Origin of the sequence: Pseudomonas juntendi (assembly GCF_021560075.1) — a bacterium.
In the GTDB taxonomy this organism is placed as follows: Bacteria; Pseudomonadota; Gammaproteobacteria; order Pseudomonadales; family Pseudomonadaceae; genus Aquipseudomonas; species Aquipseudomonas juntendi.
The window spans coordinates 3,264,221-3,289,698 of sequence record NZ_CP091088.1 but is presented as its reverse complement, the minus strand read 5'-3'; the positions used below and the strand labels follow the sequence as shown (position 1 = coordinate 3,289,698).

The window sequence follows — 25,478 nt, the reverse complement described above, 5'->3', positions numbered from 1 at the left end:
GTAAATGAGGCACCGGTGCCGGAGGGGTATCGGCCAAACCTCGGAAACCTAACGTGAATAAAAAAACAGCACTGCTGGCTTTGGCCATCACATCCGGAATTTCAAACAGCTACGCTGCGGAAGCTCTGAGCCCTCTCTACACCCTCAGCGCTGAGCAGACCGCTCAGGCAATCTGCAGCAAGCAGGTCACCAGCCAGGAAGTAGTCAAATACTGGTTACAGCGGATTCATGCACGCCCCCAGCTCAACGCGTTCATCGCTGTAGATCACCGACGTGCCTTGGCGGAAGCTAAAAAGGTCGATGCTCGGCTTTCAAGCGGTAGGGAATGCAGGCCACTCGATGGCGTCCCGATTGCCATCAAAGACAACATTCAAGTTGTAGGTTTCGCAAATACTGCTGGCACTCCAGCCTTGCGCCATTTCATGCCTAAGGCGAACGCCCCTATCATCGACAAGCTCGAGGCCGCTGGGGCAATCATCCTCGGCAAAACCAACATGCATGAGTTGGCGTTTGGCGTGACGGGGTACAACCTGGGTTATCACACCAAAGATGTGATCGGCATTCGTAACGCTTTCGACCAATCTCGGATCTCAGGTGGCTCGTCATCTGGCAGCGCAGTTGCTCTTGGAGCGAGAATGGTGCCTATAGCACTGGGTACTGACACAGGTGGGTCAACTCGAGAACCTTGTGCGTTGAATGGCTGCTTAGGTTTCCGCCCCACGGTTGGTCGCTACAGCGGTCAGGGTATCACCCCCATTTCCCCTACCCGTGATACAGCAGGGCCCATGGCGAATACAGTCGGGGATGTGGTGTTACTCGACTCAATTCTAAGCGGGAAAAACCCATTGCCCGCAAAACCAGCAAATGGAATCCGCCTCGGACTACCGGATTTCTTTTGGGCAGATCTGGATAGCGACGTAGGGAAAGCTGCAAGTCAAGCACTTGAAAAACTCCAGGCAGCAGGCGTGCAGGTCGTTCCAGTTCAGATGCCTAAGCTCAAAGAGCTTGCTGCGGCAGTAGCCACTCCCGTAGCGATTGTTGAGGCCAAGAAAGCACTCTCAGCATATCTGAAGGAGCAAAATACTGGTGTCTCGTTCGACCAGTTGGCTTCACAGGTAGCAAGCCCTGACGTCAAGGCCATTTTCAACGACATGGTTGTTCCGGTACTCGTTCCTGGTGCTGATGGAAAGATGGTCGCGGGTCAGCCTATCTATGACCAAGCCATCAAAGAAGGCCTTCCTAGACTGGAAGAACTCTATAAGCGCACTTTCGCAGAGAACAAAATTGACGCACTTCTGTTCCCTGCTGTTCCTGAGGTGGCAATCAAAACTGGCCCAGAAGCCGGAACCCCTGAAAACTTCCTACGCATCATCCGGAACTCCGATCCGAGCAGTAATGTAAAAATGCCCGGCTTGAGCATTCCAATTGGCCTAGGTGAAAAATCCAAGCTTCCCGTAGGAATGGAGATTGACTCCCTACCTGGCCAAGATGACGAGCTTCTCGCCATTAGCCGAACCCTTGAGTCGATTTGGGGCCCTGGCCCGATTCCAAGCATCGCTCACTGAAAAGCAAGTCAATAGCTATTTTTGAGTTCTGGGTAGACGTATGAATAAGTATAAAAGCTTTGCGGGCACCCCTGTGCGTGAATTAAGTTTTAAAGCGGTATTGACCATCACCGCAATCACTGGAGTCTTATTATCCAGCATTGCGTTGGGAGATGACAGCGCATTCAAACCGCATTATGTCGTCACGAACCAATCTCTTAAAAATCTGGACACGGGGCCACGCCCCCACAGCTTTGCGAATGCGGGGGCGATCTTTGCAGGAGCCGATTTAGACCTCGGCAAGCTACTTGATAACAACCTGGGTACTTTTCACTTCGAGTACACTTTCTTCCCTTGGATGAGGAATGAGGGCGTACCTACTGCCGATAAATGGCAAGGTGCAGTGGGCAGTGCTCTGGCCGGTTCGGTGATGCACAATGACATCGATGCAGGCTATTTGTCGCTCTTTGCGTACAGCCAGAATTTCCTGGATGATCGTTTGCAAATTACAGCGGGTCGGACTAACGCCAAGCGTTACTTCTATGTGTCCAACTGTGGGACTATCGTAGCATGCAACGACCCACTGATTGAGTACACAACCGGCATTCTGCCTTACCCATATGGCAGCTGGGGTGGCTATGCCAAATACACTGTGAATGACAATATGTATGTTCACGGTGGTGTATTCGAATCCAACCCCGAAGACTATCTTAAAAAAACTAAGGGGGTTCACTGGGATCCGGGCAATGCCAGCGGAGCAACCAGCCTCGCCGGGGTGGGCCTTGAGCAGACAATTGCCCAGAACCCCTATCCATACCGCTATGAGCTTAATGCCTTCCACAACAGCGCTGAGCAGATAGATATTTCTGATGGCTCGAAACATCGAGGCAGCAGCGGGGCCATCTTCCGGTTCAGTCAGACCGTGGCTCGTGATGACCTCTCAGATCCCAAGTCGCTTGGCCAGGCCTGGCAGGTGTTCGGGGCATGGTCATACAATGCTGACAACTCGCAGCCGTTCGAGCATTTCCTAGAGGCTGGTGTTACCCGAGTGGGGCCATTCGGTCGACCTCAGGATTCTGTAAGCCTCAAGGCTAGCTACCTGCGCCTGTCCGACAAGCAAGTTGATTTCCAGAATCAGCAGCGCTTCGCTGCAACTGGCCGAGATCAGCATATGTCAAAGGGAGAGTCTCGGGTCGAGCTGAACATGCATTGGCAGGCAACCAAGTACCTGTCATTTGAGCCGAGCGTTCAGTACATCTTCAATCCGAGCAACTTTTACAACCCAAGTGCTGAGGTGAGCGGAACTGGCACGGTGCTCGGCCTTCAAGTCGTCTACGACCTGGGCTCGCAGATTGGACTGTAGATAAATCGATGGTTGCCTACCACTAAAGGTGGGCAACCTCCGTTGAATCACTCGTTTTCGCCAATTGCTGCCTGGACTTGGTTGATAAACCAAGTAAGCGCAGTAGATTGCTCACTGCGTGAGTGCCAATGCAACGTCACTTCAAAGCATGGAACCTCAAACGGCAACTCCATTGTTTTCAACTTGGAAGGCAGCGGCATCTCGCAGAAGCTCTTGGCAATCCTGCTTGGCAGAATGACAAGAAGCTCAGTACCTGGAATTACTTTCGGCAGGACTGAGAAGTGGGGAAGCTTCAGTTTAATTCTTCGCTTGATACCAAGCCGCTGCAGGACATCCTCTGCCATCCCGTGTCCTGAGGTTCTGGTGACTAACACATGGGGTTCGATCTTGAACTGCTCCATGGATAGGTCAGATCCAATACGAGGGTGAGCACCATCAAGCAGGCAGACGTAACGTTCAGAAAGTAACGTTTTTGATGAGATACCAGCTGCGGTAAGAGTCCGGCTGCAGATTGCGGCGTCAACATGACCCTCACTCAGCCAAGTGCCAACAGACTCAATTTCTAGAGGAACAATTTCCAGCTCTATGTTTGGAGCCGTCACATTGAAGTTATGCATCAAGCCCGGCAGAAAGGCCATTTCTCCCAGGTCAGACAGTGCAAGTTTGAATCGTCTGGTGGAGTGGCTTGGCTCAAAGCGCTTCGCATCTGCGACCACGGTATCAATGCACCTCGAGGCTTCCTTAAAGCCTGGGTACAGCTGAGCAGCCAGCCTGGTGGGTTGCATCCCCTGGCTACTTCGCACGAAAAGAGCATCGTCAAACTGCTCCCGAAGCTTAGCCAGCGAGTAGCTGACGGACGGCTGAGTGACGCAAAGGCGCTCAGCTGAAACGGTCACGCTGCCGGTTTCATATAGCGTAATGAAGGCCGTGATGAGGTTGAAATCGAACTGGGGCATAACAGGCACCAAAATAAAGGCTGTCTATATAGTACACACAAAACATTGATTTGCTCGATTCTTAAGCGCTTTTTACGATAGTCCTGTCACGTACCAACGGGAATTCTCTAAGTGAAAACAATACATTCCGCCTCCTACGCCCTGCTTCGCCGTCATGGCATGACCACCATGTTCGGCAACCCTGGCTCCAACGAATTGCCCTTCCTGAAAGACTTCCCGGAGGACTTCCAGTACATCCTCGGCTTGCACGAGGGCGCAGTGGTGGGTATGGCGGATGGCTATGCGCTGGCGAGCGGCAAGCCTGCTTTCGTAAACCTCCACGCTGCCGCAGGCACCGGAAACGGCATGGGAGCGCTCACCAACTCCGTGTACTCCCACAGCCCTTTGGTGATCACTGCAGGCCAACAGGTTCGTTCGATGATCGGCGTCGAAGCGATGCTGGCAAACGTGGATGCGCCACAACTTCCCAAGCCCCTTGTGAAGTGGAGCTACGAGCCCGCCAATGCCCAGGACGTACCACGTGCGCTGAGCCAGGCCATCCACATCGCCAACACAGAGCCCAAGGCTCCCGTTTACCTTTCGATTCCCTACGATGATTGGGAGCAGGACTCTCCTGCAGGTGTTGAGCATCTGGTAGATCGCGAAGTGCAAGTTGCCGGCCTGCCAGATACCCGGCAATTGGCGGTGCTCGCTCAGCGGCTCGACGCAGCCAAGAACCCGGTTTTGGTTCTGGGCCCGGATGTCGATGCCACGCGTGCGAACCACGCTGCAGTAATGCTGGCGGATAAGCTTCGCCTGCCTGTCTGGGTGGCTCCATCCGCTTCACGTTGCCCGTTCCCGACCCGCCACCCTAGCTTCCGTGGCGTACTGCCAGCTGCTATCGCTGGGATTAGCAAAACGCTTGATGGTCATGACCTGATTTTGGTCGTAGGTGCTCCAGTATTCCGCTACCACCAGTTCGCTCCAGGTGATTACCTGCCGGCAGGTGCCCGCCTGATTCAGATCACCTCCGACCCCCAAGAAGCCGCGCGCGCGCCAATGGGCGATTCTCTAATCGGTAACATCCGGGCCACCCTAAGCGCTGTGGCTGAAGCCGTTCGGCAGCGTGACATCGCTTATCCAGCACAGCGTGAAATCGCCCCTGCCGCCGCAGACGAACCCAATCGCTTGCACCCCGATTCGCTGTTCGAGGTTCTCGACGCAGTTGCCCCGTCAGACGCCATCTACGTGAAGGAATCTACTTCGACGACCACTGCTTTCTGGCAGCGCATGAACCTTCAAAACCCTGGCAGCTATTACTTCCCGGCAGCTGGTGGTTTGGGCTTCGGCTTGCCTGCCGCAGTAGGTGTCCAGTTGGCAGAGCCAAATCGCCGCGTAGTAGCACTGATTGGTGATGGTTCCGCTAATTACGGGATCACCGCTCTTTGGACTGCTGCCCAATACAAAATCCCAGTAGTTTTCGTGATTTTGAAAAATGGAACCTACGGTGCCCTCAGATGGTTTGCCGGCGTATTGGAAGTAGATAACGCACCAGGCCTCGACGTTCCTGGCTTGGACTTCTGTGCGATTGCCAAAGGCTATGGCCTTAAAGCGGTTAATGCGGATACCCGAGAGAAGTTTGAAGCAGCATTGCGTGCAGCCCTGGACTCCACGGAACCAACTGTCATTGAGGTTCCAACTGTAACTATCCAGCCTCACTAAGAAATCTGTCATACATTATAACAACAAGAGAAGTGCTTACTATGTCTAATCAAAGTGCGCTATCAGCTGCCGCGAACGCCCCACTCGGGCGTTTGCACTACGGGCTCCTTTTTTGGTGTTCGTTTATCATGCTGTTCGATGGGTACGATCTGGTCATCTACGGATCTGTTGTACCCCGTCTCATGGAAGAGTGGGCAATTTCACCAATTCACGCCGGTTGGATGGGCAGCGCCGCGCTGTTCGGGATGATGTTCGGCGCTGTGCTTATCGGCCCCCTGGCCGACCGGTTAGGTCGACGAAAAATCATCTTGGGCTCGATGAGCCTAGCAAGCTGCTGTGCTCTGGCTACAGCTGTTACCTGGGACGCACCAAGCTTCGCAGTCCTGCGATTTGTCACTGGCGTGGGGCTGGGAGCCGCGATTCCCAATATCGTGGCTTTGATGAACGATTTGGCCCCTGCGGCTCGTCGCAGCAGTCTCACCACCATCATGTTGAGCTTCTATTCCGTAGGAGCTATGGCATCCGCGATGATAGCGATCTGGATCATCCCTAGATTTGGATGGGAAGCAACGTTTCTGGTAGGGGGCCTGCCCCTGCTCGCGATGCCTTGGATGTACCGCCAACTGCCTGAGTCCTTGGCATTCTTGCTGAGCAAAGATAAGGCCAAGGCTGCAGAGCTGCTGCAACGCCTTAATCCGCACGTAGACATCGCCAACGTTCACGTTGAGTCCGTAGAGAAATCCTCGACAAGCACCCCTCTGTCTCGTCTTTTCAGCGAAGGCCGAGCGGTTGGTACGGTATTCCTCTGGCTCGGCTTCGGGATGTGCATGCTGATGGTTTATGGCTTGAACACCTGGTTGCCCAAGATCATGATCGCTGCAGGTTATCCCCTTGGATCGAGCCTGATGTTCCTGGTGATTCTGAACCTCGGTGCGACTATCGGCGCCCTAGGTGGAGGTTGGCTCGCTGACAAGTGGGGGTGCAAAGCTACCCTGATCCTTTTCTTCGCCTTGGCGGTGGTTTCCCTCAGCATCCTAGGCATCAAGCCCGGCCCGTTTGTGTTGAACGTCATGCTGTTGATTGCGGGAGCCACCACCATCGGTACTTTGGCTGTCATCCATGCTTTTGCAGCCCAGCAGTACCCAAGCACGATCCGTGGCACGGGCGTCAGCTGGTGCTCAGCAATCGGTCGGTTCGGTGGTGTGGCAGGCCCGGCCTTGGGCGGCTTGATGCTCAGTCTGAACCTGCCAACTCAGCTCAATTTCCTACTGTGTGCAGCACCAGGAGTGATCGCGATTTTCGCTATCGTCCTCATCAAGAATGCAGCGAAAGAGCGTTCAGACATCCGTACCTGCGCCATCGACGCGCATTCCTGAATTCGAGACTAGGAGTACATCATGAGCGAGCAAAAAACCGATCGTTACGCCGATTTGAATCTTTTGCCAATTGCAGGCAAATGGCGCGAGGGTCGCGCCGGCAAGGCCCTTCAAGACACCAACCCTTATAGCGGTGAAACCTTGCTCCAGATCGAGCAGGCAAACCGTGAAGATCTCAATGAAGCCTATGCTGCGGCCCAAGAGGCACAAGTAGCCTGGAAAGAAATGGGCCCTGCTCAACGGTCTGGGATTATGTTGCGTGCGGTTCAGATCTTCGATGAACGCAAGGAAGAAATCATCGAGTGGATCATCAAAGAATCAGGCTCGACCCGCATCAAAGCTCAAATTGAATGGGGGGCTGCGCGTAGCATCACCCTGGAATCGGCTTCGTTCCCTGCACGTGTCCATGGCCGCATTCTGCCCTCCAATGTTCCAGGCAAAGAGAACCGCGTTTACCGCGAACCACTGGGCGTTGTCGGCGTAATCAGCCCGTGGAATTTCCCATTCCACCTGACACAGCGCTCTGTAGCACCTGCACTGGCTTTGGGTAACGCAGTCGTCATCAAGCCTGCGAGCGATACACCCGTGACTGGTGGTCTTCTCAGCGCTCGTATTTTTGAAGAAGCAGGCGTACCGGCTGGAGTTATCAGTGTTCTGGTCGGCCCTGGCGCAGAGATCGGCGACACCTTCGTTGAGCACCCGGTTCCCAAATTCATTTCCTTCACAGGGTCGACCCCGGTTGGAGCGAACATTGGCCGTATTGCCAGTGGCGGGAAGCACCTGAAACATGTGGCACTTGAGCTGGGCGGTAACAGCCCGTTCGTGGTCTTGGCTGATGCCGATCTCGATCAAGCGGTAGCGGCTGCGGTCATGGGCAAATTCCTGCACCAAGGGCAGATTTGCATGGCCATCAACCGGATCATTGTGGAAAGCCCTCTGTACGATGCGTTCGTCGACAAATATGTAGCGCGGGTCAAAGCCTTGAAGGTGGGTGATCCAAGCCTGCCTGACACCGTGATCGGCCCAGTGATCAACCAAAAGCAGCTTCAGGGCCTGGTTGAGAAGATTCATCGCGCCCATGAAGAAGGGGCCAAGCTGGTAGTAGGCGGAGAGCCTAATGGTCAGGTACTACCGCCGCATGTGTTTGTTGACGTCACAGCGAACATGGAGATTGCCAGGGACGAAATCTTTGGGCCGCTCGTAGGCATTCAGAAGGCTGACAGCGAAGCACATGCTCTCGAGCTGGCAAACGACAGTGAATTCGGACTGTCGAGCGCCGTGTTCACTGGCGACCTGGAACGTGGTGCACGTTTCGCTCGCAAGGTCAAAGCCGGGATGACTCATGTGAACGATATCCCGGTGAATGATGAAGCTCATGCTCCATTCGGGGGGGAGAAAAACTCGGGGCTTGGCCGATTCAATGGTGAGTGGGCGATTGAAGAGTTCACAACTGATCATTGGATCAGTGTTCAAAGCGTTCCTCGCAAGTATCCGTTCTGATCGAAAAAGCTCGATAATTTAAAGCTGTTCCAGCTGGCTCCCATGATGGGAGCCAGCTGTGATTCACCATCCAAAAATAATAAAGGTGAGAAGTAATGCATAACTTCCCTCAAGGGTTGTATGGGGCGCTCGTCCTGGGTATTTCTATTTCAATACCTTTTTCAGTCGCGCACGCTGACTTTCTAGATGATACTTCCGTCAGTTTAGGAATGCGCAATGCCTATATTGACCGCGACTTTCATCAGTCCGATGCACCAAAATCCCGTGTTGGCAGCTGGAGCCAAGGCTTCGATCTGCGTATAAACTCAGGTTACACGGAAGGGCCCGTTCAGTTCGGCCTGGATGTCGATTCCCAATGGGCCTACAGGCTTGACGGAGGCGGCGGCAGAGGCCCGGATAGCGTCTTGCCCTATCACGCTTCAAGCCAGTCACAAGCTCGAGTTTACGGGCGTACAGGTGTAACAGGTAAAGCCCGGTTCTCAAAAACTGAGCTCAAGGTCGGCGAGCTTCGCCCGATGTTACCAGTAGCCTACATTGATGACTCGCGCCAATTAGTGACCACCTACCAAGGCGCTCTCATTGAATCTAAAGAGATTGACGGTCTTAGTGTTACCGCAGGCAGGATCACTGAGATCGCATCACGCGAGTCATCTAACAGAGAAAAGATTTACTTAATGACCGGGAGCGGTCGAGTAGCCCGCAGTGACGGCCTAAATTTTGCGGGCGGAACTTACGAGCTAAGTAAATCGCTTTCCGAAACATACTTTTACGGCCAGCTGGAAGACATCTATAAGCAAAATTATCTCGGATTAGCTCATGTTCTTCCATTCGGGGATGGATATAGCCTGAAGACTGATCTTCGCTATTACCATAACACCGAAGATGGCGCGGCGCTTTACGGGGATATCGACAACCAGGCATATGGCGTCATGACTGCCCTGAAAAAAGGAGGTCATACATTCACAATTGCCTACCAGCGCATGCTTGGTGACGATGGGTTCCCCGTTTTCAATGGCTATGCTCCGCAACCCTACTTGGTTAACTGGTCGACGTTAGGCTTCTTCAAGCCAAACGAAAGCTCATGGCAAGCCCGTTACGACTATGACTTCGCCGCTTCCGGTATTCCCGGCCTGCGTTTCATGACTCGATACATGAGAGGTACGGGTATTGATCGTGGCGATAACCTTGATAAGAACGTGGAGAGCGAACTCAACCTGGTTCTAAACTATGTGATCCAGAGTGGCCCACTCGCCGGCCTTGGTTTTGAATGGCGGCACATTGATGTCAAGACTCGATATGGTTCTGCCACCTTGGCAGGAGCAGATTACGACGAGAACCGCTTGATCACCACCTATACCTACAAGTTTTGGAATCCTCCCAAGGCGCTCCATTCCGGGGCGTCCTGCACATGAGTGAGCATAGGCGCTCTGCAATTTGTTAATCTACAGGCCGCCGAACACTCCATGTCACCAAGACGGCATCTTCGGTACAAAACTTGCTTGACTCACTCTTATTTGTAGGTGGGGCTTTCGAAATGGGTACATTCATCACCACTGCAGCCGTCCCCGGATCGGATGTGCCTAGCTTCTGGAACGAGATCAGTAAAAAATACTTCGTGGAGCTCAAATGTAGCCTTGGTTCCAGGTTGGCTCACAGCGCTAGCACTTCTTTTCAGGCCTCGCTCTCCCACAATGCACTCGGAAATCTCGATCTCATCGACCTCCGTGCTACCCCGCACGCGGTACAGAGAGCAAACAATCACACTCAGTCCGAGGAATTTTTCATACTCAGCCTTCTAACTGAGGGTGTTTGTGAACTTTCTCAAAATGACAGAATGTGCCGAGTCTACCCCGGGCAGTTGGTGCTGTATGACACAAGAAGCGAATACAAGGTCGAGCTTCTCGAAACTTTCAGAATGTGCTCCATTAGGATTCCAGTGGACACAATGCGGCTTTATTCTCCTGCGGCAAGCAATGCCGTGGCCCTGCCTATCGATACCATGACCGGCATCGGCAGAATTATTTCAAATTTGATGCTTAATATATTTGAAGAGAAAGAGAGCAGTCCAGATATTAAAATGGACGATCTGGCAAAACCTTTGTTGGAAATGTTAAGCATAGGCCTTGATGGCGTCTGCGGAGTCAATGAGAAGCCAAATTCACGTTTATCTAATTATCACGCTGGAAGGGTAAGGCAATTCATTGAGGATAATCTTTATGATCCTGGTTTGACTGTAGATGCTGTAGCGACTGCCCTGAAAATGTCTTTGAGCTCGGTGCATAGAGCATTCGTGCATCAGCCATTGTCCGTAGGTGAGTTTATTGTTAGGCGGCGAATTGAAGCATGCCAGCAAGATTTGATTAGCCCAGTCACAGCCAACCGCTTGATTAGCGACATCGCCTATGACTGGGGTTTTTCAAGTAACGCGCACTTTAGTCGAGCGTTCAAAAAATATACTGGCCTGAGCCCTCGTGAGTACCGGTCGCTGCACTCACAAGGAACCCAAGAGGCGGGTAAGAAAACTCCCCTCAAGCCTGTGTTGCCAAGGGAGCACCTTTAGCCTTTAACGCGAGTGGAGCTGTCTCCACAAAAGCGATTGAGACGACAGCGATAGCTGCGAACGCCACCCCCACCATTATCATTGGATATTGCAATCCAAACTGGTCAGCCAACCCACCTGCAACAATGGGCATGACAACGCCACCGAGCATTTCTCCGACACAGGTTGGAATACCTACTGCACTGCCTACAATGCGGCTTGGTACCGTTTCTGCGGGAATGATTGCCAGGAAAATAGGTGCAGTACCAAACCCAAAAATCCCCGCAACGAACAGCAGCCCGAACATGGCCGCCGGTGGTAATGGGTACAAAACAAATATCAGCATCAAAACGCTGTACACAGCGGCGCAGGCGACCATGATTGGCTTCCTGCCCAAACGGTCTGAGATGGCGGGCATCGCGATCATGCCGATGAAACCACCAAAGCCCCAGCCGGAGATGATGATTCCGACTGTATCAAGCTCAAGCCCAACGACCTTTGTTAGGTAGAGCGCGACGAAAGTGGAGAATACGAATAGTCCAGTCTGGAAGAAACATCCGGCAACCGTTGCTACCCATATATTCCGGTAACGCAAGGCTGCAAACGCTCCAGCATTCTCGTGTGGTGAATTTTGTCCAAGTGGCGCATTCGGCTCCTTCATAACCTTGGCAATACAAAACGCTAAGATCAAACCAGGAATGCCAACCACAACAAACACGATCTCCCATGGCATGTAGTTATTAAGTTGAGTGGCGATGATGGGGCCCAGACCGATTCCAAGCAGGGGGAAAAATGCCTGATGGATCCCTAAGTTCATCCCCTTTTTTTCGGGCCGTGATGCCATGGCGATTGCAGCTACGCTGGTGCTGAATACGCCACCTTCTCCTACGCCCAGCAAGCCTCGAACCACGAGCATACTGGTGAAGCTTTTTGCCAATGCAGTCATCCAAGTCATCAGGGAGAAAAAGACGCTAGAATAAATAAGGACTCTTTTTCGTCCATATTTATCGGACAAACTCCCCAGCACCCAAGTTGATATCGCCCAAGTGAACGCCAACACAGATGCTACAGCTCCTGCCTGCATGTTGTTCAAACCAAGCTCCGGAATAATAACCGGGAACAGGTATAGAACCACAAATCGGTCAAGCCCTACTATACCGAAAAGCAAGGCAAGCAAAAGTACAATCTTAAACTCATACGTCATCGATTTCATGATGTGCTTGTGACCTTTGAATTCAAATTTTAATGTTATTTAAAAACCAAAGCCGTAAGCTACACCGGACACCAGGCGCACGCGGCGAAATTTTTCATAGGAGCTCCACAAGTATTGTTATTAGGCAGTGAGCTGAATTGCAGAGAGGTCAACATCTTCGTGTTGAATCTCACCACTCTCAATTTATTTCGGGTACTTCCTCCGACTGGATAATGTTGGTTTCGTCTATTTGACCTTCATTGATGACCACAACGGGTCGGCGTGGAGACTTGTTTAACAAAAGTTGAGTAACATCAGGTCTCGAGTAATGACCGGCGGGATCAGCAGCGAGCTTAGCGAGACTCAGCACTCCCAGATCCAAATCTGCAAGTAGTAGCCCTTCAGAATGCTCATCGATTGGAGAAGCTAAAGGCGAACCATCTGGGCCAAAAATTCGGGCGTGCCCACCACCCTCAGGCAAAAGCTTTCGAGCGTCATCGTTCATGCACAGGATTTCAATCATCTCCGGGCTGACAACGGAGCTGGGTGCGATGACGAAGCACTGACCTTCAACTGCATACGTCTGGGTGACAGCCGTGTTCACCTCAGGCCCAAGCGAGTAGGCAACGTCCCTATACAGTGAGAAGCTGGGCCAGGCTGCGATATGTATCTGCTCGTGCTGCGCATACATTGCATATTTGGTAAGTGGCTGGACATGCTCCCAGCAACACAGTGATCCGATCTTTCCGAGACTGGTGTCAACGACTGTCAGGTCGCTGCCATCCCCTTCACCAAACAAACAGCGCTCCACTAGCGTGGGCTTGAGCTTTCTGCGTGTGCTTAACGTGACGCCTTTATTGCTGATCAAGGCCTGAGCCATATACAGGCTGCCCCCTGATCTTTCGCTGAATCCAATAGAAAGGTGAATATTGTGACGCTTGGCCGCCTCCTCAAGTCGCCTGTATTCGACGCTGTCGACCATCATCGAATTGTCGTGGTAACGCTGGACGAACTGCATCGACCAGGCGGGCGTGCCCAGCCACAGAAAGAAGGGGTAGCCTGGGAAGAAATTTTCCGGGAAAGCGATGAGCTCAACGCCTTCTTGGGCCGCTTGCCCGATAAGGCCAATAGCTTTGTCGATAGTCGCGTCAAGGTTGAGAAAAACGGGAGCTGCCTGGACGGCTGCTACCCTAAAAGAAGGGTGTGAGACTGGCATGGCGGTGTCCTCTTGGCCTGGGTCGGCCTCAGTCTAATCGCCGCTTGAATCCGCCTTTTGATCATCCATGTCAGGGAAATTGCTCCAATATCCCAGTCTACAATCGACCAGTTCCTATCCCAAAAAATATAAGCTTTGTCTATTTTCACATCGAAAATCATTTATTTGTCTGATGCGGCGTTGCGTGATTTCATGAGGTGCGACGAATCTAAATACTGTGGAGATATCATGAGAATTGCAGTCATTGGCGCCGGGGCTATGGGTGGACTTTTTGGAGCGCGCTTGGCGCTTGGCGGGCAAGAGGTATCCCTGATTGATGCATCCGAGCCAACCATCCAGGCAATCAAGCGCCAGGGCCTGATCCTCAAATCACATGGTGGCTCCAATACCCTGATGTTGCCTGTCGGGCGCGCGGATGACTTCCAAAACCCATTCGATCTACTCATCATTTTCACCAAAGGCTTTCACACCTCAGCGGCGATTGAGTCGGTAAAGCACCTGGTCGGCCCTAATACCTGGGCAATGTCTGTTCAAAATGGCCTGGGGAACGCTGAGCGAATCGCTGCAGTCGTACCAAATGAGCGCATCATTGTCGGTATGACCAATTTCCCCGCAGACTTGATTGAGCCGGGTGTAGTCAGTAGCCACGGTGAGGGGCATATCAACATCTGGACTGCCAGTGGCGAGGATGATGCCAACGTCCATCACATTGCCGAAGCCTTTACTGCAGCTGGATTGGAGTGCATTGCCAACCCAGACGTGCAAGTGGCAATTTGGGAGAAGGTCGCTTTCAATGCGGCACTGAATTCTCTCTGCGCAGTGAGTGGCCTGACTGTAGGCGGTGTCGGAAAATCGGAGCAAGGCAGAAGCTTGGCTAGCCAGATCATCAAGGAAACGGTTGCAGTCGCGAATGCCAGTGGAATTGCTGCTCAGCAAAGTAACGTAGTAACCGCCATCCAACACGCGTTTGATAATCATGTAAGCCACAAGCCATCCATGCTTCAAGACGTAGAAGCACGTCGCCGGACGGAGATCGACTTCATAAACGGTGCCGTCGCTGATCGTGGCCGGAATGCGGGTGTTGATACCCCTGTGCTGAGAACGCTTGGTGACTTGGTCAAGCTGATCGAAAGCGGCTATTGATTGAAAGACGCTTGGCTCCGAGGCCAAGTGCAACGTTACTGAATCAGGGTGTTGCATCATGCTGAAAAAGTAAGATGCAATGCCCTGGTGGCTACCCAACCAAACTGATCTGTCACATACCGATTTTGTCCGGCTAACACTGCGAACACGATCTCGACACCTGCTGCTCCCACCTTTCCTTTCTCACAGCATAAATATTACATACTGCAAGTGAATTCGTAGGCTGCCACGCAATACGCCACCGGCATCTCTCGATACCAATGGCGTTGCTGGAGATTTCTCAGACTCAGTCAATAGATTCGTAAGGCAATCCAACGTAGTTCTCAGCCACGCTCTTCCGACCTGTTTCAGACGACACGAAGTAATCCAGCTCAGTTTCGTGAATTCGCTGGCTGAACGAATCCGTACCTGCGAAGTTGTGGAGCATGGAGGTCATCCACCAGGAAAAGCGTTCTGCCTTCCATACACGACGCAGGCATATCTCTGAGTATTTGCTCAGCAGATCGGTACGACCATCCTTATAGACCTTGACCATGATGCGATACAACGTATTCACATCACTCGCTGCCAGATTCAGGCCTTTGGCTCCGGTCGGAGGAACAATGTGTGCGGCATCACCCAGAAGGAACATGCGCCCGTATTGCATTGGCTCTACGACAAAGCTTCGCAGCGGGGCAATGCTCTTTTCAATCGACGGGCCAGTGACCAGGCGGTTGGCCACATCCTCCGGCAGACGACTTTTCAGCTCACCCCAGAATCGCTCGTCTGACCAGTCCTCGACCTTTTCCTGAGCATCTACCTGGACGTAATAGCGGGTACGGGTTGGGGAGCGCATGCTGCACAGCGCAAACCCACGCTCATGCCGGGCGTAGATCAGTTCTTCATCCACTGGCGGGGTGTCGGCAAGAACACCCAACCAGCCGAAGGGATACACTCGCTCAAAGGCCTTGATTTTATCTGCCGGGATCGACTGGCGAGATACACCGTGGAAACCGTCACAGCCAGCCACGTAGTCGCAGTCAACCCTGACCGTCTCACCGTTCTTCACGAAGGTGACATAGGGCTTGTCACTCTGCAGGCCATGTGGCTGCACGTCATCAGCATCGTAAATGCTAAGTCCGCCAGCACCCTTGCGAGTCTGCAGGAGGTCGCGTGTGACCTCAGTCTGACCGTACACCATCACGGTTTTGCCACCGGTCAGAGCTTTCAGGTCGATATGTTCGCTCCGACCGTCGAACGCCACTTTGAACCCGTCGTGAATGAGGCCTTCTTCATCCATTCGAGCACCTACGCCTGCCTCCCGAAGCAGGTCAACAGTGCCCTGTTCAAGAACGCCTGCGCGAATGCGGGAGAGGATGTAATCGGGGTCTTTGCGTTCGATGATGATGTTGTCGATGCCAGCGTTCAACAGCAGGTTTGGTAGCCGATTTAATGATGGAAAAAATTTTAGAAAATATAAGATTGTTCGAGGAGGAGGCACTTTGGGCTTACGAGCGCTGAGGAAAGCTTACGAGAGCTGAGCTTAATTTTAAGTGCCGGCTACCAAATGGCTACCAAGCTCTCAAAAAGACCAAAAATAATGAAGGATATAGGGGAGGAGGGCAAACGCTAGAAGCTTGGTTGTACGTGGTCTACAGCCCTTTATGTAGGTGCAATGGCATGACATAAAAGGCGTTGACAGTCAGCAGATTTTAAGTCTGCTGTGTATACCAATTCCACCACACTCGCACGCTTGAAGGGGTCGTGAACGACGGCTCGCTTCTAAGCAGAAGGGCTTTGCAATCAAGCGCGCTTTATAACCCATTGTTATAGTTGAGTCAACCGCAGCACCTATGATCTACAGATGAGAGGGCAGTTGTAATGGGCAATTGACACGTTGCAGTCATTAAGCCACTGTTACAGATTGGTTGGATCCAAGAGTGTCAAGGGATGGCTCAAGGCTGGGCACACCGGGTTACGTTCATTTTGTCCTTCCTGCTGTGCCAGTGGAGTATGCATGGTTTCAGCTGATAGCATCGACCGCCCCGACATGCCCGCCCACCGTTATGAACAGCTGGTTCAGTCGGTGGTGGACTATGCCATCTACATGCTCGACCCTTCTGGGCATGTGGTGTCGTGGAATGCAGGCGCGCAACGGATCAAGGGTTACAGCGCCGACGAAGTGGTCGGCCGGCACTTTTCGCTGTTTTTTACCCCGCAGGACTGCGCTGACGGCCGCCCTGAGTGCCTGCTGCGCCAGGCGCTCGAGCAGGGTGTGGCACAGGATGAAGGCTGGCGGGTACGCAAGGATGGCACGCAGTTCTGGGCGTTGGCCGCGCTGGATGTGATTCGCGACGAAGACGGCCAGATCGTCGGCCTTGCCAAGGTCACCCGTGACATTACCGACCGTCGTGAGTCTGCCATGCAACTGGATGCCATGCGCGCCCAGCTGTTCCAGGCGCAGAAGCTTGAGGCGCTTGGCCAGTTGACCGGTGGCCTGGCGCACGACTTCAACAACATGCTGACCATCATTCTCAGCTCGGCACGCCTGGCGCAGACTACCCAGGACCCGGTGCGGGCGCAGCGCATGCTGCAGCACATCATCGATGCCGGGCAGCGCGGCACCGAGCTGACTCAGCAATTGCTCAGCTTCGCCCGCCACCGCCAGCTCGATGTGGCCAGTGTTGCACCGGCTGCCCTGGTTGCCGCCACCCGTGGCCTGCTGGAGCATGCGTTACCCAGTGCGATCACGCTGACGGTGGTGCTGCAACCGGACCTGCCGCTGATCGAAGTCGATGCCGGGCAGCTGCAAATGGTCTTGCTCAACCTGTTGTTCAATGCCCGCGACGCCATCAGCGGCAATGGCCATATCGACCTGAGGGTGGAGCTGGTCGACTTGGCCGGCGAGGTGGAAGGGCTGCACGGCCGCTTTGTGTGCTTTGGGGTGGAGGACAGTGGCGAGGGTATCGCGCCCGAAGTGCTGCCACGCATCTTCGAGCCATTCTTCACCACCAAGCCCTTTGGCAAGGGTACTGGCCTGGGCCTTAGCCAGGTGTACGGCTTCGCCAGGCAGAGCGGCGGCGCTATTCGTGTCGATAGCGCGCCGGGTCGTGGAACTTGCATGCAACTTTATCTGCCAATGTATCAGAATCAGGCACCCAGCCCACTCGACAGGTAGACAACATGGCACAGGCACTCAGGCGGCTGATAACGGGCATCGACGGGCTCGATGCGTTGCTCAGGGGTGGCCTGGTGGCTGGCGCCTCCTACATCGTTCAAGGGCCACCGGGTGCCGGCAAGACCATTCTTGCCAACCAGCTGGCCCATAACCACGTGCGTGACGGTGGTCGGGTGCTGGTGGCTACCTTGCTCAGCGAGTCACATGAACGCTTGTTCCAGTACCTGTCGACGCTCGCGTTCTTCGACCAGGGGTTGATTGGTGACCAGATCCAGTTCGTCAGCGCTTTCGACACCCTGGAGCAGGAAGGGCTGGAGGCTGTGGTGCGCTTGCTGCGCCAGGAAATCACCCGGCAAAAGGCCAGCCTGCTGATCGTCGACGGCGTGCTCAATGCCCGCGCCCGTGCACACACCACGCTCGACACCAAGAAGTTCGTCTCCGAACTGCAAGGCCACGCGGCGTTCGCGGGTTGTACCGTGTTGCTGCTGACCAGCGCCCGGCTGGAGGAGGGGAGCCCTGAGCACACCATGGTCGATGGGGTCATCGAGCTGGGTGAGCAGTTACTGGGCAGCCGTGCCGTGCGCCATGTCCAGTTACGCAAAACCCGCGGCAGTGGGGCGTTGTCGGGGCGCCACGAGTGCCTGATCGACGAAGCCGGCATGCACGTGTTTCCGCGCCTGGAAGCGCTGTTCAGCCAACCCAGCCAGGTCGCCGGCGGCAATGTGGGGCGCGTCACCAGCGGGGTACCCGCGTTCGATGAAATGCTGGGCGGCGGGCTGGCGAACGGTTCGGTCAGCTTGTTGATCGGCCCGTCCGGTATTGGCAAGAGCTCGTTGTGCCTGGCATTTCTTGGCGCCAGTACCGCGCAAGCGCCAGGCTTGCATTTCGGCTTCTATGAAACGCCCGAGCGCCTGCGCAGCAAGGCCGCATCGCTGGGGTACGACTTTGCCGCGATGGAGCAAAGCGGCAGTTTGCAATTGTGTTGGCAACCCACCACAGAGGGGTTGCTCGACCAGGTGGGCGCGCGGCTGCTGGAGCGGGTCGCCGCACTGGGCAGCAAGCGCGTGGTCATCGACAGCCTGGGGGCATTCAGCCGCCTGGCCACCGACCCGGCCCGCCTCAATGCGTTCTTTCGCGCGTTGACCGGTGAGCTGCGCGCGCGCGGCGTCAGCGTGATGCTGACCTGGGAAATGCGCGATATTTTCGGCGCCGAGATCAGCGCACCGGCGCCGGACCTGTCGAGCATCGTCGACAACCTGATGCTGATGCGCTTTGTGGAACTGGACTCGCAGCTGCGGCGTATGCTGTCGATCCTCAAGGTGCGTGACAGCCACCATGACCCGGCCTTGCACGAGCTGCTGATCGGGCCCCAGGGCATCACGCTACACAAGGCGTTCGCCGGCAACAGCGGGGTGCTTTCGGGTACGCCGGTGCCGCAGGACGGCGGGTGACAGGCGGGGCAATGAACACCATTCTGATCGTCGATGACGAATACTTGATCGCCGATATCCTGGCCTTCGCCCTGGAGGAGGAAGGTTACGAGGTGAAAAAGGCCATCAACGGCAAGAAGGCGCTGGAAATGCTTGTGGCCGAGAGCGTGCAGTTGGTGATCACCGACTACATGATGCCGGTGCTCAATGGCGAGGAGCTGGTGCGCGCCATGCGTGACTGCTCGGCGCTGCGCGAGGTGCCAGTCATTCTCATGAGTGGCGCACAGGCCAGCCAGGTCTGTCCTGCCCTGTTCGAGGCCATTTTCGACAAGCCATTCGATATGGACAAGATGATTGCGAAGGTGCGTGAGCTACTGAAAGCCTGAAGCCTGCGGCCGAGCGCATCCATGCGCTTGGTCAGCCGGGGTTCACTGTGAATCGTCGTGCTTTTCCGGGGCTGGGCTGCCGGCCTGGATACGCTTGAAGATCTCTTCACGATGGACCTGTACATCCTTCGGTGCATCGATACCGATCCTCACCTGCATCCCTTTGACGCCCAGAATGGTGACTTTGATGTCATCATTGATGACGATACTTTCGCCAACCTTACGGGTGAGTATCAGCATGTAGTTCTCCTTGGTGATAATAAAGTCCGCATGGCTAACTGCCGCGGCGGCGGGAGCGGGTCCCTGTTCCTTCTCATTAAAGACGCTTTCGGCGGATAGTAATTCCCCGACAGAAAAATTCTGTTGCGTACCTTCACTTGCAGGTGCCAAAGCAAACCGTCAGCGATTTGTCGGCCAAGGTGCTCGGTGGCAAGAATAGGGCCGTTGGCGGCCAATGGGAAATTTCTTCGCATCATGGCTTAAATAGACAGGCTTAATGACCGTCCTGTTCCTCTAGGGCTTGAAGAAATACCAGCAAAGCCACCTCTTCAGGGTCCAGGCCTTTGCGTACGCGGTGCTTTGGCAAGTCCGCCAGGCGGCCCAGGGCGTAGTGTTCGAGTACGGCGGGGTGGATGTAGCAGCGGCGGCAGACCGCCGGGGTATTGCCCAGGCGCGTGGCCACCTGGCGAACGATGGCGGCCACCTGGCGTTTGGCCTCGGCCTCCGGTTCCCAGGCCAACGGCCTGAGCAGGTCCAGCGCCAGGCTGCTGCCAGCCCAGGTGCGGTAGTCCTTGGCGGTGAAGTCGGCACCTGTGAGTTGCTGCAGGAACTGGTTGACCTCGGCCGAGCCGACGCTATGGCGCTGGCCGTCGGCATCCAGGTACTGGAACAGCGCCTGCCCGGGCAGTTCCATGCAGCGCTTGAGCAGGTTGGCCAGGCGCCGGTCATTGAGGGTGACGTTGTGCTCGACACCGCGCTTGCCGCGGAACTGGAAGCGAATGCTGCTGCCCTTGACCTCTACGTGGCGGTTGCGCAGGGTGGTCAGGCCGTACGACTGGTTGTCGCGCAGGTAGCGCTGGTTGCCAATGCGGATCAGCGTGTGGTCCAGCAGGCTCACCACCAGTGCCATGACCTTTTCCCGGTCCAGCCCTGGGCGTGCCAGGTAGGTTTCCAGTTGTGCCCGCAGTTTCGGCAAAACCTGGGCGAAGGCCAGCATGCGGCCGTACTTGTGTTGGTCGCGCAGTTCGCGCCATTGCACATGGTAGCGGTATTGCTTGCGGCCACGCGCATCACGGCCGGTGGCCTGCAGGTGGCCCTGGGGGTCGGCACAGATCCACACGTCGGTGTAGGCCGGGGGGATCACCAGGGCGGCAATGCGCGCCAGGGTGTCCTTGTCCCGGACCCGTTCGCCATCGGCGTCCAGGTAGATGAAGCGGTCGCGCCAACGGCGCCGGGCCAGGCCTGGCTGGCTGTCTTCGACATAGTGCAAACTGCGCGGCAGAGGGCAGTCGAGCATGGTGTTTGGCCTCGATCAGATCACTGATCAATGGACAACACGCGTGCCAGGTATGCTCAGCCCAGTAGCGCCACCGATTTGATCTGGGCGTACACGACCTGCCCCGCGTGCAGGGCGAGCTGCTCTGCCGAAAACCGGGTAATGCGCGCGAGCAGCAGGTTGCCGCCAGCGTCCAGGCTGACCAGTACATGCGCCGGGTTGGCCGCGGGGCGGGTTTCGCGCACCTGTACCGGCAAACGGTTGAGGATGCTCGAGGTGCTGTCAGCTGTCAGTGCCAGGCTTACGTCACGCGCCTGCACCTTGACCCGCAAGGTGTCGCCCAAGGCCCGGGCGGCATGGGCGATGCGTAGCAAGGGCCCATGTTCGCCGGGCAGGCGCAGGTCGAGCAGATCGTAGTGCGGGTCGTGCCCCACCACCCGGCCTTCGAACACCACCCCGGCGTCGTCGTTCTGGGCCAGCGGCAGATCGAGGCGGGCGAGGGTTTCGCCAATGGGGCCGCTGGCCACGGCTCGGCCGTGTTCCAGCAGCACCAGGTGGTCGGCCAGGCGTGCCACCTCATCTTGTGCGTGGCTGACATACACCAGCGGGATGTCCAGCTCACCGTGCAGGCGTTCCAGGTACGGCAGTATCTCGCGCTTGCGTGGGCCGTCGAGGGCGGCCAGCGGCTCATCCATCAATAGCAGCTGCGGGCTGCTGAGCAGGGCGCGGGCGATGCCAACCCGCTGCGCCTCACCACCCGACAAAGTCGCCGGGCGGCGCTCCAGCAAATGGCCGATACCCAACAGCTGGCTGGCCTGGCCCAGGCTGACTTTGCGTTCGGCGGCCGCAAGGCGGCGCCAGCCGAATTCCAGGTTGGCGCGCACCGACAGGTGCGGGAACAGGCTGGCCTCCTGGAATACATAGCCCACCGGGCGTAGGTGGGGAGGGCGGAAATAACCACGGCTGCTGTCCTGCCAGACCTCGCCGTTGACCTCGACATAGGCGTTGGCAGCCCGCTCCAGCCCCGCCAGGCAGCGCAGGCAAGTGGTCTTGCCAGAGCCGGACTGACCGAACAGTGCACTGATGCCGCGGCCGGGCAAGTGCAGGTCTACGTCCAGGGTAAAGTCGTCACGTGGCAGGTTCAGGCGCGCCACTATCGATGCAGTCATCTCAGCTCCAGCCGGCTTTACCGCGGCGCCCGGTGTACAGCAACAGCAGCACCAGGAACGAGAACACCAGCATGGCGCCGGCCAGCCAGTGTGCTTGTGAATATTCCATGGCCTCGACGTGATCGAAGATCTGTACCGAAACCACGCGCGTCTTGTCGGGGATGTTGCCACCGATCATCAGCACCACACCGAATTCACCCACGGTGTGGGCGAAACCGAGAATGCTGGCGGTGACGAAACCGGGGCGCGCCAGCGGCAGCACCACATGGAGGAAACAGTCCCACGGGCTGGCGCGCAAGGTGGCCGCGACCTCCAGCGGGCGCTGGCCGATGGCGGCAAAGGCGTTCTGCAACGGCTGGACCACGAAGGGCATGGAATAGACGGTCGAACCAATGACCAGGCCGGTGAAGCTGAACACCACGGTGCCCAGGCCCATGGCCTGGGTGGCCTGGCCGAGCCAGCCGTGGGGGCCGAGGGCGATCAGCAGATAGAAGCCGATGACGGTCGGTGGCAGCACCAGCGGCAGCGCCACCACCGCGCCCACTGGCCCGCGTAGCCAGGAGCGCGTGCGCGCCAGCCACCAGGCGACCGGCGTGCCGATGATCAGCAGGATCACCGTGGTCAGGCTGGCCAGTTTAACGGTCAGCCAGATGGCACCCAGGTCACTGGCATCCAGCGGCATCAGATTTTATAACCGTAGGACTTGATCAGGGCGGCGGCCTTTGGCCCCTTCAGGTATTCGATCAGGGCCTTGGCGGCAGCGTTGTCCTTGCCTTTGTCGAGCAGTACGGCGTCCTGGCGGATCGGGTCGTGCAGGTTGGCCGGTACGATCCAGGCCGAGCCTTGGGTCACTTTACCGTCCTTGAAGATTTGTGACAGCGCGACAAAACCCAGTTCGGCATTGCCGGTGGAGACGAACTGGAAAGCCTGGGTGATGTTCTGGCCTTCGACGATCTTGCCTTTGGTGGCCGCGGTAAGCTGCAGTTTGTCCAGTACCTGGGTGGCGGCCAGGCCGTATGGCGCGGCCTTGGGGTTGGCGATGGCCAGGTGGCTGAATGCGTTTTGTTTCAGCACCTCGCCCTTGGCGTCGACGTAGCCTTCTTTCGCCGACCACAGCGCCAGGGTGCCGATGGCGTAGGTGAAGCGTGAACCGGGGACGATCTGCTTTTCTTCCTCGAGCTTTTTCGGGGTCGTGTCATCGGCGGCAAGGAACACCTCGAAGGGCGCGCCGTTCTTTATCTGGGCGTAAAACTGCCCCGTGGCGCCGTAAGCCGCGACCAGTGTATGGCCGGTGTCGTGTTCGAAGTCCTTGGCAATGGCCTGGATGGGCGCCGTGAAGTTCGCCGCGACGGCCACTTGAACCTCGTCGGCCCAGGCGGTGTTGAAGGCAAACAGACTGGCCATGGCAGTGAAGGCCAGGTGAGACGGGCGGATACGCATGCAGGCAGCTCCTTGGGATATCGTTATATTCACAACTATATAGCGATAGGCCAGTTGCCGGGAAGGGCTGCAGGGTGCATTCGCAAGGATGGTGTGATTGCGGGCTAACGAAAGGTTGCCGCAGGCCGCACAGGCGCGGTCTACCCGGCAACCCTGGCCAGTGCCTTGGCCGCGATCTCCCGGGTCAGCGCCTCGGCCGGCATACGCCGCCCCAACCGCAACGCCTGCCCTGACCACAAGTTGCTGAAGTCGCTGTTGCCCTGCGGCTCGGTGATTGCCCTTAACGGCATCAATGCCCCGCCCGCCAGCGGAAACGCTGGTGCCAGCGCGCTCATCGGCCCCAGCTCGCGCATGATACGGTTGTTGATGCCGCGGGCCGGGCGGCCGGTAAACAGGTTGGTCAGCGCCGTGTCACTGGCAGGCGCACTGTCCAGCGCCTGCCGATGTGCTGGCGAAACCTTGGCCTCGGGGCAGAACAGGTATGCCGTGCCGATCTGCACGGCAGATGCGCCCAGGGCCAGGGCCGCCACCAGGCCGCGATGGTCAGCGATGCCACCGGCGGCGATGACCGGCACGCGGACTGCGTCGGCCACCTGCGGTACCAGGGCAAAGGTGCCGATCTGGCTGGTGATGGCGTCGCTGAGAAACATGCCGCGATGGCCGCCGGCTTCATAACCCATGGCGATGATGGCGTCACAGCCGTTGCGCTCCAGCCAGACGGCCTCTTGCACGGTAGTGGCGGTGCAGAGCACCTTGGCACCGCTGGCCTGTACCCGTTGCAGCAGGTCGGCCTGGGGCAAGCCAAAGTGGAAGCTCACCACTTCCGGCCGCAGTTGTTCGACCAGTTGGCAACTCGCCTCATCGAAAGGCGCACGGTTCGAGACCGGGGTGGGCGCCGCGAAATCCGCCCCCACTTCGCTGTAGTAGGGGGCGAGCGCCTGCTTCCAGCGCGCGTCGCGCTCGGCGTCGGGCGCGGGTGGCTGGTGGCAGAAAAAGTTCAGGTTCAAGGGGCGCCCCGGGCAGCCGGCGCGGAATGCAGCAATTTCGGCGCGCACCTGCTCACCGTTGAGCATGGCGCAGGGTAGGGCGCCCAGGCCGCCGGCCGAGCCCACCGCAATGGCCATGGCCGAGCCGGTTGCCCCCGCCATGGGGGCCTGCAGAATGGGCAACTCGATGCCCAACAGGTCGAGGATGCGGCGGTCGGGCCAGTGGCGCATGCGAGGTCTCCTTGCGCTGGGCGAACGGTGCGGCGGCTACTACAGGGCCTTGCTGACCTGAATGTCGCTGATCTTGTCGGCGTCTTCACCATGGATTTTGCGCAAGGCTTCGAGGGCTTGCGCCTGCGAGGCGTCGGGCATCAGCGCGAAGTCCCAGCGACGCTGGCCGTCGAGTTTGTATTTGATCACGTACTTGATGGTCTGGGTCATGGTGGCCTTATCTGAGTTTCGACGACGAGCGACGGATGATCTTGATCTTGTGGGTCAGGGTGGGCTTGCGAGTAACCGAGATCGGGCGGGTGGTCACGGTATCGATGGTGATATTCCAGAAACCGGTGCTGGGCACGGTGATCTTCGCCGGAAACTTCTCGAAGTGGCCGCCGTGGTAGGTATGACGGCCGCCGTTCTTGAAGCTGCGGAAATTGGCGTCGTTCATCAGGCGGATATTGCAGCGCTGGGAACACTCGATGACGACGATGTCGTCCTCATTGAGGTGCTCGCGCTGGTGTACGAATTTCATGTGATGCTCCGCAAGGTTTGGTTCAGCAAAGGCAAAAGATACCACGATGTGCCGTTATACTGCCGCGCTGTTCGCCGGGCTTGGATAATTCTGCCAAAGCACGGAGCAAAACTGCCTGACGGTTGTCGAACGGG

The 25,478-nt window shown here is 56.4% G+C and carries 23 protein-coding genes; 11 read left to right on the top strand and 12 right to left on the bottom strand.

What is annotated here, in order from left to right:
* Positions 1-53 precede the first annotated feature (53 nt).
* A complete protein-coding gene (gene iaaH / locus L1P09_RS15255) occupies positions 54-1,565 on the top strand; it encodes an indoleacetamide hydrolase (protein ID WP_235767803.1) in 1,512 nt (503 codons plus the stop codon).
* A 40-nt stretch (positions 1,566-1,605) separates the two neighbouring features.
* Positions 1,606-2,907 carry a carbohydrate porin gene (locus L1P09_RS15250; protein ID WP_235767802.1) on the top strand — a complete coding sequence of 434 codons (1,302 nt, stop codon included), beginning with the start codon at positions 1,606-1,608 and terminating at the stop codon, positions 2,905-2,907.
* A gap of 47 nt (positions 2,908-2,954) precedes the next feature.
* Here L1P09_RS15250 and L1P09_RS15245 read toward each other — a convergent pair whose 3' ends face one another.
* Complete coding sequence (locus L1P09_RS15245) at positions 2,955-3,863, bottom strand: LysR family transcriptional regulator (protein WP_009681223.1); 909 nt, start codon at positions 3,861-3,863, stop codon at positions 2,955-2,957.
* Between the two features lie 111 nt (positions 3,864-3,974).
* Here L1P09_RS15245 and mdlC point away from each other — a divergent pair, with 111 nt between their 5' ends.
* From mdlC to L1P09_RS15220, 5 genes are all read left to right on the top strand, one after another.
* A complete protein-coding gene (mdlC, locus tag L1P09_RS15240; RefSeq protein WP_235767800.1) occupies positions 3,975-5,564 on the top strand; it encodes a benzoylformate decarboxylase in 1,590 nt (529 codons plus the stop codon).
* 41 nt (positions 5,565-5,605) lie between these two features.
* The gene (locus L1P09_RS15235) at positions 5,606-6,940 is read left to right on the top strand and encodes an MFS transporter (RefSeq protein ID WP_192440306.1); all 1,335 of its coding nucleotides are present in this window, start codon (positions 5,606-5,608) and stop codon (positions 6,938-6,940) included.
* A 21-nt stretch (positions 6,941-6,961) separates the two neighbouring features.
* Positions 6,962-8,440, top strand: coding sequence for an aldehyde dehydrogenase family protein (locus L1P09_RS15230; RefSeq protein ID WP_054905747.1), 1,479 nt, complete (start codon positions 6,962-6,964; stop codon positions 8,438-8,440).
* Positions 8,441-8,535: 95 nt separating this feature from the next.
* Positions 8,536-9,852 (top strand): OprD family porin, encoded by a 1,317-nt coding sequence (locus L1P09_RS15225; RefSeq protein WP_054905748.1) that lies wholly within the window; start codon positions 8,536-8,538, stop codon positions 9,850-9,852.
* A 122-nt stretch (positions 9,853-9,974) separates the two neighbouring features.
* Positions 9,975-11,000: a helix-turn-helix domain-containing protein gene (locus L1P09_RS15220; protein ID WP_235767799.1), complete on the top strand. Its 1,026-nt coding sequence runs from the start codon at positions 9,975-9,977 to the stop codon at positions 10,998-11,000.
* Here the strand turns inward: L1P09_RS15220 and L1P09_RS15215 are convergent.
* Together L1P09_RS15215 and L1P09_RS15210 are read right to left on the bottom strand one after the other, a co-directional pair.
* Positions 10,969-12,192 (bottom strand): MFS transporter, encoded by a 1,224-nt coding sequence (locus L1P09_RS15215; protein ID WP_235767798.1) that lies wholly within the window; start codon positions 12,190-12,192, stop codon positions 10,969-10,971. The two genes, L1P09_RS15220 and L1P09_RS15215, sit on opposite strands and share 32 nt — an antisense overlap.
* Positions 12,193-12,370: 178 nt before the next feature.
* Entirely contained in the window at positions 12,371-13,387 is a 1,017-nt protein-coding gene (locus tag L1P09_RS15210) for a carbon-nitrogen hydrolase family protein (protein ID WP_054905751.1), read from the bottom strand.
* Between the two features lie 228 nt (positions 13,388-13,615).
* Here L1P09_RS15210 and L1P09_RS15205 point away from each other — a divergent pair, with 228 nt between their 5' ends.
* Positions 13,616-14,530: a ketopantoate reductase family protein gene (locus L1P09_RS15205; protein ID WP_235767797.1), complete on the top strand. Its 915-nt coding sequence runs from the start codon at positions 13,616-13,618 to the stop codon at positions 14,528-14,530.
* Between the two features lie 286 nt (positions 14,531-14,816).
* On the opposite strand, the gene pobA is transcribed toward L1P09_RS15205, so the two are convergent.
* Positions 14,817-15,992, bottom strand: a complete 1,176-nt coding sequence (gene pobA / locus L1P09_RS15200) for a 4-hydroxybenzoate 3-monooxygenase (RefSeq protein ID WP_232892484.1) — start codon at positions 15,990-15,992, stop codon at positions 14,817-14,819.
* A 534-nt stretch (positions 15,993-16,526) separates the two neighbouring features.
* Between pobA and L1P09_RS15195 the strand changes: the two genes are divergently transcribed.
* From L1P09_RS15195 to L1P09_RS15185, 3 genes are read left to right on the top strand one after another with little or no spacing between them, the layout of a single operon-like run.
* A complete protein-coding gene (locus L1P09_RS15195) occupies positions 16,527-17,687 on the top strand; it encodes a two-component system sensor histidine kinase NtrB (protein ID WP_054905753.1) in 1,161 nt (386 codons plus the stop codon).
* Between the two features lie 5 nt (positions 17,688-17,692).
* Positions 17,693-19,138, top strand: a complete 1,446-nt coding sequence (locus L1P09_RS15190; RefSeq protein ID WP_235767796.1) for an ATPase domain-containing protein — start codon at positions 17,693-17,695, stop codon at positions 19,136-19,138.
* A gap of 11 nt (positions 19,139-19,149) precedes the next feature.
* Positions 19,150-19,503 (top strand): response regulator transcription factor, encoded by a 354-nt coding sequence (locus L1P09_RS15185; protein ID WP_054905755.1) that lies wholly within the window; start codon positions 19,150-19,152, stop codon positions 19,501-19,503.
* A gap of 42 nt (positions 19,504-19,545) precedes the next feature.
* Here the strand turns inward: L1P09_RS15185 and csrA are convergent, their stop codons facing one another.
* The 8 genes from csrA to L1P09_RS15145 all read right to left on the bottom strand — a co-directional run bounded on the left by csrA (position 19,546) and on the right by L1P09_RS15145 (position 25,344).
* A complete protein-coding gene (gene csrA, locus L1P09_RS15180) occupies positions 19,546-19,743 on the bottom strand; it encodes a carbon storage regulator CsrA (protein WP_009683195.1) in 198 nt (65 codons plus the stop codon).
* Positions 19,744-19,996: 253 nt separating this feature from the next.
* Positions 19,997-21,019, bottom strand: a complete 1,023-nt coding sequence (locus L1P09_RS15175; protein ID WP_054905756.1) for a DNA topoisomerase IB — start codon at positions 21,017-21,019, stop codon at positions 19,997-19,999.
* A gap of 56 nt (positions 21,020-21,075) precedes the next feature.
* Positions 21,076-22,167 (bottom strand): molybdenum ABC transporter ATP-binding protein, encoded by a 1,092-nt coding sequence (gene modC, locus L1P09_RS15170; protein WP_235767795.1) that lies wholly within the window; start codon positions 22,165-22,167, stop codon positions 21,076-21,078.
* Between the two features lies 1 nt (position 22,168).
* The gene (gene modB / locus L1P09_RS15165; RefSeq protein WP_054905758.1) at positions 22,169-22,849 is read right to left on the bottom strand and encodes a molybdate ABC transporter permease subunit; all 681 of its coding nucleotides are present in this window, start codon (positions 22,847-22,849) and stop codon (positions 22,169-22,171) included.
* Entirely contained in the window at positions 22,849-23,571 is a 723-nt protein-coding gene (gene modA, locus L1P09_RS15160; protein ID WP_225624768.1) for a molybdate ABC transporter substrate-binding protein, read from the bottom strand. The genes modB and modA overlap by 1 nt, the downstream gene beginning before the upstream one ends.
* A 176-nt stretch (positions 23,572-23,747) precedes the next feature.
* Positions 23,748-24,824, bottom strand: coding sequence for an NAD(P)H-dependent flavin oxidoreductase (locus L1P09_RS15155; RefSeq protein WP_115293874.1), 1,077 nt, complete (start codon positions 24,822-24,824; stop codon positions 23,748-23,750).
* Positions 24,825-24,863: 39 nt separating this feature from the next.
* Positions 24,864-25,034, bottom strand: a complete 171-nt coding sequence (locus L1P09_RS15150) for a hypothetical protein (protein ID WP_165944137.1) — start codon at positions 25,032-25,034, stop codon at positions 24,864-24,866.
* A gap of 7 nt (positions 25,035-25,041) precedes the next feature.
* Complete coding sequence (locus L1P09_RS15145; protein ID WP_003250918.1) at positions 25,042-25,344, bottom strand: DUF1883 domain-containing protein; 303 nt, start codon at positions 25,342-25,344, stop codon at positions 25,042-25,044.
* Positions 25,345-25,478: the final 134 nt, after the last annotated feature.

Coding starts and splice junctions, on each gene's coding strand:
- L1P09_RS15250 (WP_235767802.1), top strand. CDS start 1,606: ATGAATAAGTATAAAAGCTTTGCGGGCACCCCTGTGCGTGAATTAAGT.
- L1P09_RS15245 (WP_009681223.1), bottom strand. CDS start 3,863: ATGCCCCAGTTCGATTTCAACCTCATCACGGCCTTCATTACGCTATAT.
- L1P09_RS15175 (WP_054905756.1), bottom strand. CDS start 21,019: ATGCTCGACTGCCCTCTGCCGCGCAGTTTGCACTATGTCGAAGACAGC.
- modB (WP_054905758.1), bottom strand. CDS start 22,849: ATGCCGCTGGATGCCAGTGACCTGGGTGCCATCTGGCTGACCGTTAAA.
- L1P09_RS15205 (WP_235767797.1), top strand. CDS start 13,616: ATGAGAATTGCAGTCATTGGCGCCGGGGCTATGGGTGGACTTTTTGGA.
- L1P09_RS15185 (WP_054905755.1), top strand. CDS start 19,150: ATGAACACCATTCTGATCGTCGATGACGAATACTTGATCGCCGATATC.
- modA (WP_225624768.1), bottom strand. CDS start 23,571: ATGGCCAGTCTGTTTGCCTTCAACACCGCCTGGGCCGACGAGGTTCAA.
- L1P09_RS15230 (WP_054905747.1), top strand. CDS start 6,962: ATGAGCGAGCAAAAAACCGATCGTTACGCCGATTTGAATCTTTTGCCA.
- modC (WP_235767795.1), bottom strand. CDS start 22,167: ATGACTGCATCGATAGTGGCGCGCCTGAACCTGCCACGTGACGACTTT.
- L1P09_RS15215 (WP_235767798.1), bottom strand. CDS start 12,192: ATGAAATCGATGACGTATGAGTTTAAGATTGTACTTTTGCTTGCCTTG.
- L1P09_RS15195 (WP_054905753.1), top strand. CDS start 16,527: ATGGTTTCAGCTGATAGCATCGACCGCCCCGACATGCCCGCCCACCGT.
- L1P09_RS15225 (WP_054905748.1), top strand. CDS start 8,536: ATGCATAACTTCCCTCAAGGGTTGTATGGGGCGCTCGTCCTGGGTATT.
- L1P09_RS15220 (WP_235767799.1), top strand. CDS start 9,975: ATGGGTACATTCATCACCACTGCAGCCGTCCCCGGATCGGATGTGCCT.
- L1P09_RS15145 (WP_003250918.1), bottom strand. CDS start 25,344: ATGAAATTCGTACACCAGCGCGAGCACCTCAATGAGGACGACATCGTC.
- L1P09_RS15235 (WP_192440306.1), top strand. CDS start 5,606: ATGTCTAATCAAAGTGCGCTATCAGCTGCCGCGAACGCCCCACTCGGG.
- L1P09_RS15190 (WP_235767796.1), top strand. CDS start 17,693: ATGGCACAGGCACTCAGGCGGCTGATAACGGGCATCGACGGGCTCGAT.
- csrA (WP_009683195.1), bottom strand. CDS start 19,743: ATGCTGATACTCACCCGTAAGGTTGGCGAAAGTATCGTCATCAATGAT.
- L1P09_RS15155 (WP_115293874.1), bottom strand. CDS start 24,824: ATGCGCCACTGGCCCGACCGCCGCATCCTCGACCTGTTGGGCATCGAG.
- L1P09_RS15150 (WP_165944137.1), bottom strand. CDS start 25,034: ATGACCCAGACCATCAAGTACGTGATCAAATACAAACTCGACGGCCAG.
- L1P09_RS15210 (WP_054905751.1), bottom strand. CDS start 13,387: ATGCCAGTCTCACACCCTTCTTTTAGGGTAGCAGCCGTCCAGGCAGCT.